This window comes from Roseomonas populi, assembly GCF_024594815.1.
GTDB lineage: Bacteria > Pseudomonadota > Alphaproteobacteria > Acetobacterales > Acetobacteraceae > Roseomonas > Roseomonas populi.
Genome location: NZ_JANJOU010000008.1, coordinates 124,867 through 143,381, shown reverse-complemented (window position 1 = coordinate 143,381; position 18,515 = coordinate 124,867). Strand labels below are relative to the sequence as shown.

Genomic DNA, 18,515 nt, shown 5'->3' with positions numbered 1-18,515 from the left:
GTGGTCAGGCCGCCGCGGAACCCGCCAGCTTCTCGAGCGCGGCGAAATCCTCGGTGGCGATGGAAACGCCCTCGCGGCGCTGGCGGTGAAAGCCTTCGAACTCCATGTCGCCGGGCAGGCGGACCGGACGCGCGGCATCCGCGGCCGGGGTGGAGCGGATGATGCTCTTGAAGTCCTCCATCCGCCCGGCCAGCACCTCCGGCTGCGCCAGCCGCTTCGTGTCGATGAGGATGAAGAAATGCCCGAGGTCCTGGTGCGCCTCCGGCTCCTTGTCCCAGGCCTTGACGCGGGTGAGGTAGGACGCGCCGGAGAGAAGGCCGGACAGCAGGTCCACCATGAGTGACAGGCCATAGCCCTTGTGCCCGCCGAAGGGCAGCAGGAAGCCCGCGAGCGCGGCGGCCGGGTCGGTGGTCGGCTTGCCTTCGGCGTCGGTCGCCCAGCCCTCGGGCAGTGTGGCGCCGTCCTTCAGGGCGCGGCGGATCTTGGCGCGGGCGGCCACGCTCATGGCGAGGTCGAGCAGGATGGGGTCGCCGCCCGGCGTGGGCACGCCGATCCCGAGCGGGTTGTTCCCCAGCCGCGTGTCGCGCCCGCCCCAGGGAGCGATGGTAGTGGTGGCATTGGTGCCGATGATGGAGGCGAAGCCCTCCTCGGCCGCGATCAGCGCGTAGGGCATGATCGGCCCGAAGTGGTTGGAGGCGCGCGCGAAGGCCGCGCCGATGCCGACCTCGCGCGCCGACTCCATGGCCGCTTCCAGCGCGCGCATCCCGACCAGCGGGCCGATGCCGTTGGCGCCGTCCACCAGGGAAAGGCCGGGTGCCACGCGCGTCGCGCGCACCGGGGCGCGCGCATCGACACCGCCCACCTCGACGCGGCCGAGATACTGCGCCACGCGGCTCACGCCGTGGGTGCGCAGGCCGAAGAGGTCGGCGAGCACGAGGATGCGGGCCGTGGGCACGGCATCCTCCTCAGTCATGCCGCCGGCGACGAGGGCACGGGTGGCGAGGGCAAGGAGCGCGTCCTCCGCGATCACGGTGTCGGTCATGGCTGGCCCTCGGTCAGGTCGATGGGGGTGGTCACGGAGAGGTCCTCGTCGAACCAGGCGGCGATCGCCGCCCGGCGCTCGCCGAGGTATTCGGGGCGGCCATCGGCATCCAGGCGCATGGACAGGTCGTGCCCGGGCACCACGATCATGCCCGGCGCCTCCCGCCAGAGCCGCCAGACGGTTTCAAGCGAGGCGCGGCTGGCATCGGCGTCCATGGTCATGTCGGTGCGGAGCGACAGCAGCTCCGCCCGGTTCTTCGCCGCGTCGCCGGTGAAGAGGACCGGCGGCTCGGCCGCGTCCAGCCGGAAGAGCAGGCAGCCCGGGGTATGGCCCGGCGCCGCGACGGCGGTCAGCCCGGGCAGGAACGTCGCGCCGTCCTCGATCAGCCGCACCCGCGGGGAACGGGCCATGTCCTGCACATAGAGTTCCGGCAGCGGGTTGAAGCCGGGCGGAACATCGCGCGCCCACTCCAGTTCCGTGCGGCCGATCCACACCGTCGCCGAGGGGAAGAGCGTGTAGTTCACGCTGTGGTCGTAATGCGCGTGCGTCAGCACGACGTCTGTCACGGCATCGGCCGAGACGCCGCGCGCGGCCAGCTGCTTCTCCAGCTCTTTGCGAATGCCGAAGGCGCCCACGTCGATCAGGATGGTGCGGCCCTCACCGCGCAGCAGGGCAATGGTGCTCCAGCCCAGTCCGCCGTGGCACACGCTCTTCCCGGGATAGCCCTGCACGAGCACATCCAGCCTGTACATCTCAGTGCTCCTCAGTTCTCGGGGCGGATATCCGCCTCCCGGATCAGCTGAGCCAGCTTTGCGCTCTCGGCCGCGACGAAGCCGCGGAACGCGTCGGCCGACATCGGCGCGGCCTCGGCGCCTTGCTCCGCCAGCTTGCGGATCAGCTCGGGATCGCCGAGCGCCCGGGTGGCCGCCGCCTGCAGCCGCTCCAGCACAGGCGCCGGCGTGCCTGCAGGCGCGAAAAGGCCATACCAGTTGACCAGCTCGTAGGAGGCGAGCGCCGGGGTTTCAGACAGGGCGGGGATGTCGGGAAGGCCCGGCACCCGGTTGCGCGAGGTCACGCCGATGGGCCGCAGCTTCCCGTCCCGGATCAGGGGCAGCAGGGCAGGGGCGCCGGCATAGGTCATGCTGACCCGGCCCGCCGCGACGTCCGCCAGGGTGGAGCCGGTGCCGCGATAGGGGACATGGACCGTGTCCACCCCGGCCAGCCGGTTGAACAGCTCGCCGTTGAGGTGCTGGAGATTGCCCACGCCCGAGCTGGCATAGCTCAGCGCGCCCGGCTGGCGCTTCGCGCGCTCGATCAGCTCCGCCGCGTTGCGGATCGGGAGGGTGCTGGAGACGACCAGCAGATTCGGCACCCGGACGACGAGGGTGATCGGCACGAGGTCCTTCGCCGGATCATAGGGAAGGCTCCCGCCGTAGAGGGCGGGCGCTGCCGCGATCTCCCCCGCCGAGGCGAGGAGGAGGGTGTAGCCGTCCGCCGGCGCCTTCGCGGCCGCCTGGGCGCCAAGCTGGCCGCCCGCACCGCCGCGGTTCTCGACCACCAGGGGCACGGCGCCGCTGGGGCTCAGGGCGGCGCGCATCGGCTCCGCGAGAAGGCGCGCCACGATGTCCACCCCGCCGCCTGGCGCGAAGGGAACGATCAGCCGAACCGGCCGGTCCGGGTAGCCGGACTGGGCCCGCGCAGCGTGCGGGGAGGAGAGGGCGACGGAGAGAGCGCCCGCAAGGATTGAGGCGGCCACGCGGCGTCGGGTCGGCGGGCAGGGCGGCGTGTTCTCGGCCCCGGGCACGGCACAGCTGGTCAAGGCACGTCCTCCTCGTTTTGCTCTTGCCGAATTTGTGCATTTACGCCGCAAGAAATGCAAGTATCGAATGCCTGCCGGGGCGCTCAGCCACGGGCGGCACTCCTCAGGCCAGGACGGCACCGTGCCCGGCCGCCCTGCGCCCACGGTCTTGCGGAGGGTTGCCGGATGGGGAGAGAAGGCACTCACGCCGCCGGCCGGAGAGGAAGCCGGCACGAAGGAGCGGTTCCGGTTCAGCCGATGAGCGACGCGACGAAGCGCCTGCCCGGGCGCGTGGTGACGGAGGCGACGGCGGCCATCGCCGCGCTGGTCGCGGAGGGGACCCTGAAGCCCGGGGACCGCCTGCTCGCACAGCGGCTCGCCGACAGGCTGGGGATCTCCCGCTTCCCGATCGGGCAGGCGATGCGAATCCTGGCGGAGCGCGGCCTACTGACCGCGGACCCCGGCCGGGGCTTCAGCGTCGCCACCGACGGGCCGTGCCATGCCGCCAGCTTTCGCGCGGAACGCGGCGGCGGCGACCTCGCATCGGCCTATTTCCGCATCGCCGAGGACCGCCTGAGCGGGGCCCTGCCCGAGCACATCTCAGAACAAGCCATGCGGGACCGCTACGGGCTGGGGCGGGGCCAGTTGGCACAGCTCCTCAACCGGATGGCGGGGGAGGGCTGGGCGGAACGGCGCCCGGGCTATGGCTGGCGCTTCTCCGCGGTGCTTACCACCCCCGCGGCCCTGGAGCAGAGCTACAGGCTCCGCCTGGCCATCGAGCCGGCGAGCCTGCTGGAGCCGGGCTACCGCCTGGACGGGAACCTGCTGCGCCAGTGCCGCGAAGTGGAGCTGCGGATGCTCGACGGGGAAATCGAGACGGCCAGCGCCGACACGCTCTACGAGCGTGGCGTGCGCTTCCATGAAGCCATCGTCGGCGCCTCGGGCAATCCGTTCTTTCTGGACACTCTGAAGCGGGTGAACCGGATCCGGCGCCTTCTCGTCTATCGCTCGCTGGCCGATCGCAGCCGGTACCGGCAGCAGGCGGCGGAGCATCTCGAGCTTCTCGCCACTCTCGAAAGAGGTGCCCAGGCCGAGGCGGCGGCGCTGCTGCGGGCGCATCTGCAGGGCGTGATGGAGAAGCTGTCCGCCGTCCGCCCCCTTCTGGAAGCGAAGTCGCATCCGGAGGGCTGAGGCCACGCCCCCGGCCGGGGAAGGTCCTTCTCGCGTTTCGCGACCCTCAGGCCTCGATCGCGCGCCTGGGCCGACCGCATGCCGTATCACCTCTCCAAGAACTGGAAGATCAGTTTGCCGGGTCACAGATCTCCCTTGCGGTCTTATAAGCTTATATAATACAAATACGGCCAGGGCAGATCGGGAGCGCTCGGGAAGTCATGTCTTGGACCGGTTCCGTCCCTCCCACCCGCAAGCTGGTGGGGCCCTTCGGCCAGCGTCGAATCGTTGATCTGCCCGCCGCCGCAGGCGGTGCCGGGATGTTGGCCCGGCTTCCCTGGTGCCTGCGCGTTCTGCTCGAGAATGTGCTGCGCCAGCCCGAGGCCGATGTGCGGGACGCCGGGCGGGCCGCCCTGATGGCTTGGCTGGAGACGGGCCGCTCGGAAGCGGAAATTCCCTTCGCCCCCGCCCGCATTCTCATGCACGACACAACCTGCGGCCCAGCACTGGTGGACATCGCCGCCATGCGGGACGTGCTGGCTCGCGCCGGGGGCGATCCCGGCCGGCTGAACCCCGCCGTGCCGGTCGCCACCTCCACCGACCACTCATTGCCGGTCGACGTCTCCGCCATTCCCGGCGCGCTGCGGACGAACATGGCGAACGAGATGGCCCGGAATGCGGAGCGCTACCGCTTCATGAAGTGGGCCGCCGGGGCGGTCAGCGGCTTCCGCGTCTTCCCGCCGGGCACCGGCATCATGCACACGATCAACCTGGAGCGCCTCGCGACCGTGGTTGCGACGGAAATTCACGACGGCGAACCCTGGGCCGTGCCGGACACGCTGGTGGGCACGGACAGTCATACGCCGATGGTGAACGGCATCGGCGTGCTGGGCTGGGGCGTCGGCGGGATCGAGGCCGAGGGCGTGATGTTCGACGTGCCCGTCTCGCTGCGCGTGCCGGAGGTGATCGGCGTGCGCCTGTCCGGGGCCTTGCCGGAAGGGAGTTTCGCGACGGACATGGCGCTCGCTGTCACGCAGATGCTGAGGGGCTACGGCATCGCGGGCGAGTTCGTGGAGTTCTTCGGCCCGGGTGTTGGGACCCTCACCGCCGGGCAGCGCGCCGTGGTGTCCAACATGGCGCCTGAATACGGCGCCACCACCGGCATGTTCCCGATCGACGCCCACACGCTGGACTACCTGCGGGTGACAGGGCGCGAAGCGGCGCAGGTCGCGCTGGTGGAGGCCTACGCACGGGCGCAGGGCCTCTGGCACGACCCGGACAACGCCCCGCGCTACACGGACGTGCTGGAGCTGGATCTCTCCTCCCTCCGGCCATCCCTCGCCGGGCCGCGCCGGCCGCAGGACCGGCTGGCGCCCGCGGAGGTGCCGGCCGCGTTGCAGGCGGCAGGAACCCGCATCGCCGCGGCTGGGGAGGGGGGGATTCCCTCCGACGCGGTGGCGATCGCGGCCATCACGTCCTGCACCAACACGACCGATCTCGGCCTGCTCGTCGCGGCGGGGCTGGTGGCGCGCAAGGCCCGTGCGCTCGGCCTTTCCGTGCCGCCCTGGGTGAAGACGTCGCTGACGCCCGGCTCGCCCAGCGCGGAGCGGCGGCTGCAGCGCGTGGGCCTGCTGGAGGACCTGGAGGCGCTCGGCTTCGGGATCGCCGGCTATGGCTGCGCGACCTGCATCGGCAACTCGGGCCCGCTGCTGCCGGCGGTGGCGCAAGCAGTGGAAGGGGCCGGCCTCCGGCCCATCGCCGTGCTCTCGGGCAACCGCAACTTCCCGGGGCGGGTACACGCGCAGATCGAATCTGCCCTGCTCGCCTCCCCGCCCATGGTGGTCGCCTACGCCGTAGCGGGGCGCGCGGGGCTCGACATCACGCGCGACCCATTGGGTGCCGCCCCGGACGGCCGCCCCGTCCACCTGACGGATCTGTGGCCGCACGCGGCGGAGATCGAGGCCGCTGTGGCAGCGGCGAGCGACCCGGCCGACATCGCGGCGGCGGGAGAGGCTGCCGACCTCTCCCCCGCCTGGGCCGCGCTGGAAGCTCCGGCCACGCCGCTCTTCCCCTGGGATCCTGCCTCCACCTACCTGCGCCCGCCGCCCTTCGTGTCCTTCGGGCCGGATAGGCAGGAAGTGGGCGTGCTGGCCGCGCACCCGTTGCTGGTGCTGGGCGACGACATGACCACCGACCACATCTCCCCCGCCGGCGCCATCCCGGCCCGCAGCGACGCCACCATCTGGCTGGTGGAGCGTGGGGAGGATCCGCGCGACCTGAACGTTTACGCCTCCCGCCGCGGCAACTGGGAGGTGATGCTGCGCGGGCTGTTCACGAACAAGGCCGCCGTCAACCACCTCGCACCGGGCTTCCCGGCCGGGCAGACGGTGTTCGCCCCCACGGGCGAGGTGCTGCCCGCGTGGCGCGCCGCGGCGCGCTACGCTGAGGCCGGGCTGCCGGTAGTGATCGTCGCCGGCGAGCGCTACGGCACCGGTTCCTCGCGCGACTGGGCGGCCAAGGGCGCGCAGCTCCTCGGAGCGCGGGCAGTGCTGGCAAACAGCTTCGAGCGCATCCACCGCTCCAACCTCGTCGGCATGGGCGTGCTGCCGCTGCGCATGCCGGAGGGATGGCGCTTCGACGCACTGGGCCTGCGGCCGAGCGAGGTGCTTGAGATCACCTGGAATCCCGCGGCGCTGACGCCCCGTGCCGAGGTGCCGGTCACGCTGCGGCGGGCCGATGGAACCGCCCTGCAAGGCGTCGCCACGGCGCTCCTCGATACGGCGCGCGAGGTCCGCCTCATCCAGGCGGGGGGCATGATCCCGACGATCCTGCGCCGCGCCCTCGTGGCGACGGGGGAGAGGGCGGCCGCGCCCGCCTGAGGCGCCGCCCGGCCCGGTTCAGACAAGAAGGCCGGCGGAAAGCACGGCCGCAGGAGGAATGTTCCCGATGATCCAGAAGCGCGCGCTGCTCGGCGCATCGCTGGCCGCCTCCCTCGTGCCCCTGGCGGTACGGAGCGCCCGGGCGCAGGGCGGCTATCCCGATCGCCCGATCAAGCTCGTCGTCGGCTACGCGCCGGGTGGCGGCGTCGACATCGTCGCGCGGCTGGTCGGCGAGGCCATGCGAAGCGCGCTGGGGCAGGTCCCGATCGTGGAGAACCGCCCGGGCGCCAGCGCCATGATCGGTGCCCAGACGGTCGCGCGCGCGCCGGCGGACGGCTACACCCTGCTGATGGCGGCCGCCGGCGAGATCGCCGCCAACCCCGCCCTGCTCAAGGGCAAGATGCCCTATGATCCGGCACGGGACCTGGTGCCGGTCTCGCTTGTCGCCACCGTGCCCAACGTGCTGGTGGCGGCACCAAACGTGCCGGTGCGGGACCCGGCCACCCTTGTCGCCTATGCCAAGGCCAATCCGGGCAAGCTCAGCTACGCGTCCTCCGGCATCGGCAACCCGCAGCACCTGGCGGGGGAGCTGCTGAACCGGATGGCCGGGATCGACCTGCTGCATGTCCCCTATCGCGGCGCGGCGCCCGCGCTGACCGACGTGGCCTCCGGCCGGGTGACGCTGAACTTCTCCTCCCTTGGCCCTGCGCTGCCACTGATCCGCGACGGCAAGCTGCGCGCGATCGGCGTCACCTCGAAGGAGCGAATGCCGCAGCTGCCGGACTGTCCGTCGCTCTCCGAAGGGCCGGGCCTGGAGGGCTACGAGCTGCTGAACTGGTTCGGCCTCTTCGCCCCGGCCCGCACGCCGGAGCCGGTGGTGGCGCGCCTGGGCAGCGCCGTCGCCGCCGCGCTGCGCGACCCGGGCCTGCGCGCGAAGCTGGAGGAGCAGGGCGCCATCCCGCGCGCCATGCCAGCCGCCGAGTTCCGCCCCTTCGTGGCGGAGGAGACACGCCGCTTCACGCACATCATCGAGGAGGCCGGCATCACGGCCGAGCTGTGATCCGCCCCCAACACCGGAGCAGGGCCGCCCAGTGACCGACGCCTACCACGTCTATGTCGGGTGCCGCACCACGCGCGAGCGCAACGCGCGCGGTGACGGCATCCAGGTTTATCGGATGGAGGCGTCGTCCGGGCGCTGGACGCATGTGCAGCTCGTGGAAGGGCTGGTGAACCCGTCCTTCCTCGCGCTCGACCGCACGGGGCGCTTCCTCTACGCCGTGCACGGCGACCGGGAGGAGATCAGTGCCTTCCGGGTAGAGCCGGGGAGCGGGCGGCTCACCTTCCTCAACGCGGCTTCGACCGGCGGGCGCAATCCCGTCCACCTCGCCGTGGACCCCACCAACCGCTTCATCGTGGTTCCCAACCACGTCACCTCCACCCTCGCCGTGCTCCGGATCGACCGGGAAACGGGGCATCTCAGCGAGCGGACGGACCTCGTGGCGCTGGAGGGAGCGACTGGGCCGCACAAAGTGGAGCAGCCCTTCGCCAAGCCGCACCAGACCGAGTTCGACCGCCAGGGCCGCTTCGTCATCGTCCCCGACAAGGGCCTGGACCGGGTTTTCGCTTTTCGGCTCGATCCTGCGGCGGGGAAGCTGGCGCCGAGCGGGCAAGGCTCCGTCGTCGCGCGGGAGAATGCGGGGCCGCGACACGTGGCGATGCACCCCGGCGGGCGGCTCGCCCATGTGCTGAACGAGCTCGATTCCACCATCACCACCTATCACTACGACCCGGACACGGGAGCGCTGGAGCCGTTCCAGCTGCTTCCCTCGCTCCCGGACAGCTTCACCGGCAACAGCCGGGCCGCGGAGATCACCGTCTCGGCGGATGGCCGCTTCGTCTATGCCTCCAATCGCGGCCATGACTCCGTCGGCGTCTTCGCGGTGGAGAAGGCGACAGGGCGGCTCGCGCCCGTCGAATGGGTTTCGGTCGGCCGCACGCCGCGCTTCATCACGCTCGACCCTTCCGGGCGCTTTCTCTTCGTGGCGAGCGAGGATGACGACGCCATCGCCGCCTTCTCGGTCTCGCCGGAAACCGGCCGGCTCGCCCCCGCCGGGGAGGCGGCGCGGACAGGCAGCCCGGTTTGCATCATCTTCCTGCCCGCCTGACTGACGCGGCGGCCTGGGCTAAGCTGCGACGGCTATGCCACGCCCGCCCGCCGCCATCCTGCACCGCGAACTCGCCCGCGCCATCGTGGAGCAGCTGCGCGCCTCGGCCGCCCAGCCGGGCGAGAGGCTGAGCGAGAACGACTTGGCCGGGCGCCTTGGTACTTCGCGCTCTCCCGTTCGTGGCGCACTCCAGCTTCTGCTGGAAGCGGAAGTGGTGACACGGCAGGAGAACGGGCGGCTGGTCCTGCGCCACCTGCCAGCGGTGGGGGAGGAGATCGGGAGTACCGACGCCGAGGCGGATGCCGTAGAACGCGCCTACTGGCGCCTCGCGGCGGACCGGCTGGCCGGGATCCTGCCGGACGTGGTGGGAGAAGCGGACCTGGTGCGCCGCTACGAGATCCCCCGCGGCCCGGTCCATCGCGCCCTTCTCCAGGCCATGGGAGAGGGCTGGGTGGAGCGCGCGCCCTCCGGGACGTGGCGCTTCCTCTCGCTCATCGACGGCCCGGAGAGCTACGATGAATCCTACCGCTTCCGCCGCGCGATCGAGCCGGCTGCCCTGCTGGACCCTGCCTTCGATCTGCCCCCGCTCACCCTCGCGCGGCTGCGGCGGGAACAGCGCGACCTGCTGGAGCGCGCCGAGGTCGCGAGCCCGCGGGAGGTGTTTGAGCTGAACTCAGGCTTCCACCTCGCCCTCGTGCAGGCGTCCAACAACCGCTTCTTCGCCGACGCGGCGCTTCGCATCACCCGCCTGCGGCGCGTGGTCGGCTACGTGATCGCCCTGGACCACGGCCGGCTCGCCGCGCAATCCACCGAGCACCTGGCGATCCTCGACCGGCTGGAGGCGGGGGATCGGGAGGAAGCCGCCGCGTTGCTCCTGCGGCACCTCGATGCGGGCCGCGCCTCGAAGGCGCGGCTGCTCGCCGATGCGCGGCTGAAGCTGGAAGGGCTGACTTCGGCCGCGCAGGAAGCGAGTGGCCTTACCCCGCCAGGCCGAGCTGCCTGAGGACTCCCTCGATAGAGCCTGTCTCGGCCTTCAGGAACGCTGCGAACTCTGCCGGCGGCATGTAGAGCTCCTGCCAGCCGCGGTTCTTGCACTCGCGCTTCCATTCCTCGGAGCGCACCAAGTCCTCCATGAGGGAGGCGAGCTGCTCCCGATGCTCCTCCGGAATGCCCGGCGGAGCCCAGACGCCGCGCCAATTGTAGAGCACGGCATCCAGCCCGCCCTCGCGCATGGTCGGCACATCCACATCCGGCAGGCGCTCCGTGCCGGAGAGGGCGATGGCGCGCATTCGGCCGCTCGCGACGTGCGGCTCGAACTCGCTCCAGTTGCTGATACCGGCCTTGACCTGCCCGCCGATGATGGCAGTGACCGCCGGACCCCCGCCGGAGAAGGCGACGTAGGAGAGCTGGGTTGCGGGGATCCCGAGGGCGCTGCCCATGATCCCGAGCAGCATGTGGTCCGTTCCCCCGGCGGAGCCGCCGGCCACCGACATGCCTTTCGGGTCCGCCCGGAAGGCCGCGACGAAATCGGACAAGGTGCGGATGGGACTTTCCGCCGGCACGACGAGGACGTGCACCTCGCCGATCAGCCGCGCAACCGGCGTGAGCTGCGAGACGGCGATCGGACTTTTGTTGGTGATGGCCGAACTGATCATGGTGAGGCCGCTGACCATCAGCAGGTTGCGGCGCCCGCGCATGCCAACAAAGCGTGGCAGGCCGACCGTGCCGCCCGCGCCGGGAACATTCTCGAACTGGAGGGAGGAGGCGGCCCGCGTTTCGCGCAGAACCTTCTCAGCGGCCCGCGCCGTGCCGTCCCAGCCGCCACCGGGGGCGGCGGGAACGAAGAGGCGAAGGTCCGGTGGGCTGGAGAAGCGAGCGCCGGCCAGGGTGGCTCCGCTGGTCGGAATCATGGATGCGGCAAGGAGAGTGCGCCGGGAGATCATTCGAGGTTCTTCCTGGACGTTTTGGGATTTGTATTACGATAAAAACCCGAAAGTCCAGTGTCGTTCAGCGCCGTGCCTGAGCGCCGATACCGCCCGTTGATGCCATAGACACGCGGTCACGGTGGCCATGCGAAGCCACGGCCGGGTCCGAGCTCTTGAGGTAAAGGCACGGAAGTGCGGCCGGGCACCGCGAAGGTGCCCAGCTGCATCGGCGCGGATCGGAGCGCGTGGAACTACCTGGCCGACCAGTTCTAAGCCGTGTGAAAGCGGGCTTGGATCGGGGCATCGGCCTGCCCTGTTTCCAGTTCTGCCTTCCGTAGCGAGAAGACGGCCGTGTAGAGCGCCGGGGCTTCTACATCCGTGCCGAGCGCGGCGATGGCATGCCGGTGGCGGGAGAGCGCATCGCGAAGCCCGTCGACTCCCGTGGCCTCGATCAGAAGCAGGCCGGCGAAGCTCCCATCCCCGCCGCGCAGCGCCTTCTCGCTCGTCGGAACGCCCGAGCCCTGCTGGTCGACCTCCAGCAGCCGGGCGGCGCAGACCCGATCCTCCGCCGCCAGGGTGTCCAGCAGGGATTCCGCGCCGCCGGCCGGCCGATCGAGCCGGAGCGGCAGGAGATGCGCGCCGCTGCCGGTCCCGCGCGCGGCCCGCACCGGCCCGCCGCCGCGCGCGAAGTTCCCCAGCGTTGGCATGATGCGCCGGGACCAGGGCGTCGGCTCGTTCAGCCGGGCCATATAGGCCGCGCTGGTCAGCACCGAGGGCGCCGCGAGATCGTAGAGGATCAGGTAGCGGCACGTCTCCGAGAGGTCGGCGCGGAACACGCGCACAGCCTCGAAGCCGGGGATGCCCACGCGCTCCGCCGTGTGCTCGCGCGTCAGCCAGTGCAGGTAGTCCGTCTCCTGCTCCCTCGTCACGTCGCTCCAGATCGCGAGCATCGCGCCGGTCATGATGCGTCCCCCTCCTGCGGCCGACTATTCCATCTTGATGTTGCGGCGGCGGATCAGGTCGCCCCAGCGCCGGGCTTCCTCCGCCTGATAGGGCGGGAAGGCCTCCGAGGTGCCCGCGTAGATGTCGATCGAGGCGGCATCGAGCCGCGCCTTCACCTCCGGCATGGCGAGGATCTCGCGGGCGGCCTCGGAGAGCTGCCTCACGATCGCCGGCGGCGTGCCAGCCGGTGCGAAGAAGCCGAAGTCGTTGGTGGCGCGGTAGCCGGCCAGGCCGCACTCCGCGAGGGTGGGAACCTGCGGGAGCTGGGGGCTGCGCCCGACGCTCGTCACCGCCAGCGCGCGCAGATCGCCGGACTGGACGTGCGGGATGGCCGTCACCGTGTCGATGAAGCCCATGTTCGCCTCACGCCCGATCACGGCCTGCACCTGCAGCCCGCCGGACCGGTAGGCGACGTGCAGCATCTCCGTGCCGGACATGTCGAGCATCAGCTCGGGCGCGAGGTGTGCGATCGTGCCGGCGCCGGCCGAGGCGTAGGTGAGCTTGCCCGGCTGCGCCTTCGCCGCCGCGATCAGGTCGGCATAGGTGTTGATGCCGCTGGCGGAGTGGACGCAGACAAACATGGCGTTGCCGGCCAGGAGGCTGATCGGCGCGAAGCCCTTGTCGCTGTCGTAGGGCAGCTTCTCGAACAGGAAGGGCGCGAGGGCGAAGGTGCCGGTGGGCGAGACGCCGAGGGTGTAGCCGTCCGGCCGGGCGCGGGCGACGGCCCCGTGGCCTACCGTGCCGCTGCCGCCGGCGCGGTTCTCCACCACGAAGTTGCCCCCCAGCCTGGTCGAGAGGTGCTGCGCGAGGAGGCGCGCCACGAAATCGGTCGAGCCGCCCGGCGCGAAGGGAACGATCACCGTGACCGCCCTGTTCGGATAGCCCTGCGCCTGCGCCCGGGCCTCGCCTTGCCCCATCAGGGGCAGGGCGCCGATCCCGCCCATGCCCGCCAGCAGCGCGCGGCGGCGCAGGGCGCCCGGCTTCATGCCGATCTTATCCTCTCGCATCGTCACTCCTCCTCTCGTTCCCGTTGTTCTTCGTGTCCGGGCAGCCCGGGTTGCCGGGCCTCAGCCCAGAAGGTCGTGCATGGACCGTATGGCCGTGGCGTAGCCGCGCGCGCCGAGCCCCGCGATCACCGCGGTTGCCACGGTGGAGACGAGCGAGCGGTGGTAGATCGCGTCCCGCCGGTGGATGTTGGTGATGTGCAGTTCGATGATCGGGCGGCCGAACATCTTCAGCGCGTCCAGTACCGGGATAGAGGTGAAGGTCAGCCCGGCCGGGTTGATGACGATGCCGGCCGCGTCCCCGTCCGTCGCCTCGTGGATCCAGTCCACGAGCTGGCCTTCCCAGTTCGTCTGGCGGAAGACGATCTCGCTGTCGCCGGCGGCCTCGCGGCACATGGCCTCGACCTCGGCGAGCGTCGTCCGCCCGTAGATCTCCGGCTCGCGCTTCCCGAGCCTGTTAAGGTTGGGACCGTTCAGGACATGGATCGGCCCGCTCACGGCAGGCGGCCCGCCATGCGGGGACGAACCCAGGTGCCTATTTCCACATGGCGGGCGCGGCTGCGCGCCCCTGCTCCAACGTCCCGCAAGCCCTGTCCCCTCCGGCCGGCGCGCTCATGAAGCGTGCTGGCCGGACATTACTATGTCCCATCGAAGCGCGAATCAACTGTTTATTTCTGAATCATCGGGCGATCGTGTAAAACAATGATCATCAAGAATTTGGCGCTCCTGACGCTTCGGTGCATGATTGGCTCAACAAGGAGGCACTCTCGACAGTGGACGGTTCTCCAATCCCGGACGTCCCGACGATCGGCGAGGCGGCGTACCGCCGGATCCGCGCCGACATCGTGTTCGGGCGCTTAGCGCCCGGGCAGAAGCTGGGCCTTGACCGGATGCGCGAGACCTATGGCGCGAGCATCAGCACGTTGCGGGAGTTGCTGAGTCGCCTGGCCTCGGAGAGCCTGGTGGTGGCCGAGGGACAGAAGGGGTTCGAGGTCGCGCCCGTGTCGGAGGGCGACTTCGAGGAGGTCACGTCGCTCCGGCTCCTGCTTGAAGCGCACGCGATGGAGCAGTCCTTCGCGGCCGGCGGGCTCGACTGGGAGGGCGGAGTGGTCGCGGCGCACCACAAGCTCGCCGCGCTCGAGCGCCGGCTCCTCGCGCGGGAGGAGGTCGATGTGGAGACCTGGAAGCGCTACGACTGGGAGTTCCACCGCGCGCTGATCGCGGCCTGCGGGTCCAGGCTGCTGCTGCAGACGCACGCGGCCATCTATGACCGCTACCTGCGCTACCAGATCGTCGCCGTGGTGTTCCGCGGAGAGGCGGCCGCGGAGGAGCACCGGCGCCTGCTGGACAGCGCCCTGGCACGCGACAGCGCCACGGGCCGGCAGGCCCTGGCCGAGCACCTGGGCAACTGCGTCCGGCACGTGGTCGAGACCGGCGCTCTCGCGCGCTTCGGCGGCGAGGCCCGGCGCACCCCGGCCGATGCTGCCCCACAGGCACGCTCCCGCTCCGCGCGCGAAGGGGCCGGGAAGAAGGCTGCCGCAAGGTCCGGCGCGGCAGGGCGGCAGGTTCCGGCTGCCAGCGGCTAGTGGCGGGATAGGGGAGAGGAGTTCAGAACTCCGAACGCCTGCCAGCCAGTTCCGTCATCCTCGTTCCGCTGCCCTGCCTGGACAGGCCGCAATCCCTGAGCGTGCTGTCGGCCGCCGGACGAGAGGCGCTTTACCCCCTTCGCCCCCACGCTCTCCAGCCAGGCCGGACCACCTCCGGAGCTTCGACATAGCTGGGTGCCTTCGGCCACCGGCTCACGGCACGACATCGAAGCCCAGATCGGCGGACACCTGCTCGAAGTCGCTGACCAGGATCTCCACCCTGGCAACCCAGCGGCCGGCCAGCGCGAGCTCCGGGCCCTGATACAGGAACTGGCCGGGAGCCTCCGCCCTCATCCGGCGGCGCAGCCCCACGACGCCCGCAGCCGGCTGCGACAGTTCGATCGAGACCTCTTGCGGCCGCGCGGGGCTGCCATCCCCCTGCTCCAGCCGGAGCGTGATCGTGTTGGTGCCGGGACGCGCCGGCCGGACCTCCAGCAGCGCGTCCAGGCCCGCCACCTGGGTCGCGACGATGGCGCCCTGCCGGCTCGGCACGCCATGGTCGTGGGCATGGGCGTGGACGGCGCCGGGATGGGGGGAGGTCATGCCGAGCACCGCCGTGACGCCGAGCAGGACGGCCCCCAGCACCACCTCCAGGCGGATGCTGCGGGACAGTGCCGTGGACGCACCCGTGGACAGGCGCGGCGTGAGGAACAGGCGATTCAGCAAGGCCAGAAGAAGGAGCAGGACGGCCCCGACCGCCTTGGCGACCACCAGCCGGCCGTAGAAGCTACCCAGCAGCCCCCGCCATTCGCCCAGATGCAGCGCGGCCTGGGCGGCTCCGCTCAGGATCAGCACGGCGACCGTGGGGATGGCGATGGAGGAGAAGCGCCGCACCGCCGGCAGCGCGCCCAACCTGCCCATAGAGAGAAGCGCCAGAAGCGGCAGGAAGGCGCCCAGCCAGTAGGCGGCCGCCAGGGCGTGCAGCGCGAGCAGGGCCTGGACCGGCCATCCGCCCGCCGCAGCATGCCCGGAGAGGCTCAGGCCGATGGCGGCGACGGCGGAACCGGCCGCGCCGAGAAGCGCGGCGGAGCCTGCCGGGAGCAGGAGCGAACCGGCGACGACCAGGAGGCCGGCCGCGGTGACCGCCGCGCGCCCGGCGACGGTCGATCCGAGCGCGGCGCGCCAGGTCGCCGGATCGGCAAGTCCCCCGGGGAACGGGGCGTCCTCCATGGCGCCCCCCTGGAAGCCGATCGTGGCAGCGGCCGCCACGACGCCGACCAGCGACGCCGCAGCGAGCCATCGGCGCAGCGATGGGGGAGGAGCCTGGACCAGGGCGCGGAACAGCGCGCCACCCCCGCCCAGCGCGAAGGCACTGAGCAGGAGGAAGCGGAGGACTTCGGCCGCCGCGGTCCAACCGCCCATCCCCGCCCCTGCCGGAGTCGTGGCAGGGACCGGCGCGCTGCCGAGGCCGAAGGCCAGGGTGCCGCCGATCGGATGGCCATCGGCCGAGATCACGCGCCAGCTGACGAGATAGGTGCCGGTTGCGAGCCCTGGCGGCAGGCTCGCCCGGACGGTGTCGCCGCCCGCCTCCGCCGGGGCCGGCTGCGCGACCTCGCCCGCCGGGCCGGCGATGCGGAGCCCGATCAAGGTTACCGCCTCGTCGAAGCGCAGCGTCACGGAGCGTGGCACCTCCGCCAGGGTGGCCCCGTCCTCCGGGCTGGCGGCAACCAGGGCGGCGTGCGCCAAGGCGCCGCCCAGCGGGACCGTGCAGAGAAGGAGCGCGGCCCAGGCGGCACGCAGGAGACGGAGCATGGTGATCGGCGTGGCGCCCTACAGACCTCGCCTCACCCCTTCGGCACGATGCGGATCGCGTAGGCGGGGTAGCGGGGCCGATCGCCGGGCCCGGCGGGCCGCTCGATCCAGCGCGAGACCTTTCCGCCCTCACATTCCTGCACCACCGGGAAGTAAAGCGTCGCGCCTTGCTCGGAGGGGGTCCGGACGAGCATGACGAACTCCTGGTACTGCTCGTCCGGCAGGTTGCCGCCCTGCCAGGAGACCTCGCGGGGGACATGCGCTGTGCCGTGCTCGCCCTGCACGGTCACGCCGCCCTCCATCCGGGTGGTCAGCGTCCAGCCTGCGAGCGGCATGGGCTTCGCACCGCGCAGCTCGGGCGGCACCTGGAGCCGGATGCCGGTGGTGGCGGCACCCTCGCAGCCATGGGGCACGCGGATAGCGATGCGGACGTAGCTGTCGGCGGGCATCGTGGCCCGGTCGACGGTCACATGAGCGAGGGCCGGGCCGGCGAGAAGCGAGAGGCCGATGGCGGCCGCCGGAATTCGGGTGCGGGGCATGGGAGGATCCTTGACGGGGTCAGGTTCGGCACGGGGCCGGTCAGTGCTGGTTGGCGTGCCCCGCGGGACCGGATGCCCCGGCCGCCTGGACGGCGAGCTGCACGGGTACGGCGCCCGCCCGCTCGAAGGTGAGGGTCAGCGGCACGCTGCTGCCGGGCTGCGCCGCCTGGGCCAGGCCGACGAGCATGACGTGCAGGCCGCCCGGCCGGAGCGTGACACTGCCGCCTGCCGGCACCTCGATGGCCTGCACGGGCTGCATCCGCATCACGTCGCCGTCCCGCACGGTGGTGTGCAACTCGACAGCACGGGCGGCCGGGCTGCTGGCCGAAACCAGACGGTCCGGCTGGCTGCCGGTGTTGCGGAGCGTCAGGAAGGCACCGCCGGTGCCGCCCTGGATCGCCGCGCGCATCCAGGGCTGCTCCACGGCGACGCCGCCCGGCGGGGGCTGCTGCGCGGCAACGAGGGCCGGAGCCAGGGCAAGGGCGGCGGCAATCGCGGCGCGACGCGGGATGGACATGGGTCTGTCTCCTTGGTGGTTGCTGATTCTTGTCAGGCCCGACATGCGACCGATTGATTCATCCTGCCGGGGCATGCCCGGCAGGCCGTGCTCAAACCGGCGGCCGGTCGGCGGTGATCGTGCCCTGTAGGCCGGTTGCTAAGGAGGGCGGCGCGGAGGCGGGACCCGCGATGCGTCAGGCATGCGGGCTCGTGAAGCAGGATGGCGGCCACTCACCCCGGCGCGAAACGAGAGGGGCCCGCCAAGGGTCAGGCCCGGGGCGGTGGCCCGATCGCTTCGTCAGGCGTGCGGGGGTGCTCTGGGCTGATGCGGGGGAGAACGCGGCGGAGAGTGGGGTAAGCCGGGATGCCGGAACGGTTCGGCGGCGAGCAGGAAGGTGATGGCTCGGATAACCATCGCGGGCCCGGGCGGCGCATCTCCCATCGCCCACTGGCACAGGCTGCAGCAATCCGTCGCCGGTGCTGGCTGCACGGGCTTGCCGTTCTCGTCCAGCAGGATGGAGCGCTGCCCATCGTGGGTGCAGAGTTCAACCCGCTGGGCCGAGGCCGCTCGCTCCATCGCTCGGGCGTGCGGCACGACCGCGCCCGCCCACTGCATCAGCAGCAGGATCGCGAGAAGGCGCACGAGGCCTGTCCGAGCGCGGGGCATCCGCAAGAGGGTAACAGGGAGGCGCTTCGCCGTCACCGTCCGTTGTGATTTCGACTCAAACGCGAGAGGTCGAGTCCGGTGGCTGTCGGTGGGTGAGGGCTGTCTCGCATTGGCCAGACGTCACTCTGGATCCTGCCATCCTCGACACCTCCGTTGGGCCGAGGCGAGACGCAGGGCCACGTTACTCGTGAGCAGATCGAAAGAGGAACGGCGCCCAGCAACACGCGATCCCACCCGCCAGAAGACGAGATGACGTCAGCCTCGCTGCGACACGCGATTTCGCAAGCTCAGGTGGCTTCACAGACCCGTCAGATGAGGGAGGAGAGGAGCGAATCATCACGAAAGGGAAAGCAACGGCGTCACAAAATGTTGCACTGCACCATGTGTCATTCATGAACACGGTGTCATATCTGGGCCATGTACGACGG

At 71.2% G+C, this 18,515-nt stretch carries 17 protein-coding genes; 6 read left to right on the top strand and 11 right to left on the bottom strand.

All coding sequences use genetic code 11. The features are described 5' to 3' along the window. Positions 1–4: 4 nt before the first annotated feature. From NRP21_RS11450 to NRP21_RS11440, 3 genes are read right to left on the bottom strand one after another with little or no spacing between them, the layout of a single operon-like run. Positions 5–1,042 carry an Ldh family oxidoreductase gene (locus NRP21_RS11450; RefSeq protein ID WP_257716332.1) on the bottom strand — a complete coding sequence of 346 codons (1,038 nt, stop codon included), beginning with the start codon at positions 1,040–1,042 and terminating at the stop codon, positions 5–7. After that, positions 1,039–1,794, bottom strand: a complete 756-nt coding sequence (locus NRP21_RS11445; protein WP_257716331.1) for an MBL fold metallo-hydrolase — start codon at positions 1,792–1,794, stop codon at positions 1,039–1,041. Before NRP21_RS11445 ends, NRP21_RS11450 begins: the two co-directional genes overlap by 4 nt. Before the next feature lie 11 nt (positions 1,795–1,805). After that, positions 1,806–2,861: a Bug family tripartite tricarboxylate transporter substrate binding protein gene (locus NRP21_RS11440; RefSeq protein WP_257716330.1), complete on the bottom strand. Its 1,056-nt coding sequence runs from the start codon at positions 2,859–2,861 to the stop codon at positions 1,806–1,808. A 237-nt stretch (positions 2,862–3,098) separates the two neighbouring features. Here NRP21_RS11440 and NRP21_RS11435 point away from each other — a divergent pair, with 237 nt between their 5' ends. The 5 genes from NRP21_RS11435 (at position 3,099) to NRP21_RS11415 (ending at position 10,057) form a co-directional block, all read left to right on the top strand. Next, the gene (locus tag NRP21_RS11435) at positions 3,099–4,031 is read left to right on the top strand and encodes a GntR family transcriptional regulator (RefSeq protein ID WP_257716329.1); all 933 of its coding nucleotides are present in this window, start codon (positions 3,099–3,101) and stop codon (positions 4,029–4,031) included. Between the two features lie 200 nt (positions 4,032–4,231). Next, positions 4,232–6,889 carry an aconitate hydratase AcnA gene (acnA, locus tag NRP21_RS11430; RefSeq protein ID WP_257716328.1) on the top strand — a complete coding sequence of 886 codons (2,658 nt, stop codon included), beginning with the start codon at positions 4,232–4,234 and terminating at the stop codon, positions 6,887–6,889. A 67-nt stretch (positions 6,890–6,956) separates the two neighbouring features. Beyond that, the gene (locus NRP21_RS11425; RefSeq protein WP_257716327.1) at positions 6,957–7,949 is read left to right on the top strand and encodes a Bug family tripartite tricarboxylate transporter substrate binding protein; all 993 of its coding nucleotides are present in this window, start codon (positions 6,957–6,959) and stop codon (positions 7,947–7,949) included. A gap of 31 nt (positions 7,950–7,980) precedes the next feature. Beyond that, positions 7,981–9,054 carry a lactonase family protein gene (locus NRP21_RS11420; RefSeq protein WP_257716326.1) on the top strand — a complete coding sequence of 358 codons (1,074 nt, stop codon included), beginning with the start codon at positions 7,981–7,983 and terminating at the stop codon, positions 9,052–9,054. 34 nt (positions 9,055–9,088) lie between these two features. Then, positions 9,089–10,057, top strand: coding sequence for a GntR family transcriptional regulator (locus NRP21_RS11415; protein ID WP_257716325.1), 969 nt, complete (start codon positions 9,089–9,091; stop codon positions 10,055–10,057). On the opposite strand, the gene NRP21_RS11410 is transcribed toward NRP21_RS11415, so the two are convergent. From NRP21_RS11410 to NRP21_RS11395, 4 genes are all read right to left on the bottom strand, one after another. Further along, positions 10,032–10,997 (bottom strand): Bug family tripartite tricarboxylate transporter substrate binding protein, encoded by a 966-nt coding sequence (locus NRP21_RS11410; protein WP_257716324.1) that lies wholly within the window; start codon positions 10,995–10,997, stop codon positions 10,032–10,034. The two genes, NRP21_RS11415 and NRP21_RS11410, sit on opposite strands and share 26 nt — an antisense overlap. Before the next feature lie 251 nt (positions 10,998–11,248). After that, on the bottom strand, positions 11,249–11,941 hold the full coding sequence (locus NRP21_RS11405) for a hypothetical protein (RefSeq protein WP_257716323.1): 693 nt from the start codon (positions 11,939–11,941) through the stop codon (positions 11,249–11,251). Positions 11,942–11,965: 24 nt separating this feature from the next. Next, positions 11,966–12,988, bottom strand: coding sequence for a Bug family tripartite tricarboxylate transporter substrate binding protein (locus NRP21_RS11400; protein ID WP_257716322.1), 1,023 nt, complete (start codon positions 12,986–12,988; stop codon positions 11,966–11,968). A gap of 60 nt (positions 12,989–13,048) precedes the next feature. Next, positions 13,049–13,483 carry a type II 3-dehydroquinate dehydratase gene (locus tag NRP21_RS11395; protein ID WP_257716321.1) on the bottom strand — a complete coding sequence of 145 codons (435 nt, stop codon included), beginning with the start codon at positions 13,481–13,483 and terminating at the stop codon, positions 13,049–13,051. Positions 13,484–13,758: 275 nt separating this feature from the next. Between NRP21_RS11395 and NRP21_RS11390 the strand changes: the two genes are divergently transcribed. Beyond that, on the top strand, positions 13,759–14,571 hold the full coding sequence (locus NRP21_RS11390) for a GntR family transcriptional regulator (RefSeq protein WP_257716320.1): 813 nt from the start codon (positions 13,759–13,761) through the stop codon (positions 14,569–14,571). 213 nt (positions 14,572–14,784) lie between these two features. On the opposite strand, the gene NRP21_RS11385 is transcribed toward NRP21_RS11390, so the two are convergent. The 4 genes from NRP21_RS11385 to NRP21_RS11370 all read right to left on the bottom strand — a co-directional run bounded on the left by NRP21_RS11385 (position 14,785) and on the right by NRP21_RS11370 (position 18,063). Further along, positions 14,785–16,383, bottom strand: coding sequence for a copper resistance CopC/CopD family protein (locus NRP21_RS11385; protein WP_257716319.1), 1,599 nt, complete (start codon positions 16,381–16,383; stop codon positions 14,785–14,787). A gap of 32 nt (positions 16,384–16,415) precedes the next feature. Continuing rightward, positions 16,416–16,922, bottom strand: a complete 507-nt coding sequence (locus tag NRP21_RS11380) for a YcnI family copper-binding membrane protein (RefSeq protein ID WP_257716318.1) — start codon at positions 16,920–16,922, stop codon at positions 16,416–16,418. A gap of 40 nt (positions 16,923–16,962) precedes the next feature. Beyond that, the gene (locus NRP21_RS11375; protein WP_257716317.1) at positions 16,963–17,439 is read right to left on the bottom strand and encodes a copper chaperone PCu(A)C; all 477 of its coding nucleotides are present in this window, start codon (positions 17,437–17,439) and stop codon (positions 16,963–16,965) included. Between the two features lie 279 nt (positions 17,440–17,718). Next, positions 17,719–18,063, bottom strand: a complete 345-nt coding sequence (locus NRP21_RS11370) for a DUF2946 family protein (RefSeq protein WP_257716316.1) — start codon at positions 18,061–18,063, stop codon at positions 17,719–17,721. Positions 18,064–18,515: the final 452 nt, after the last annotated feature.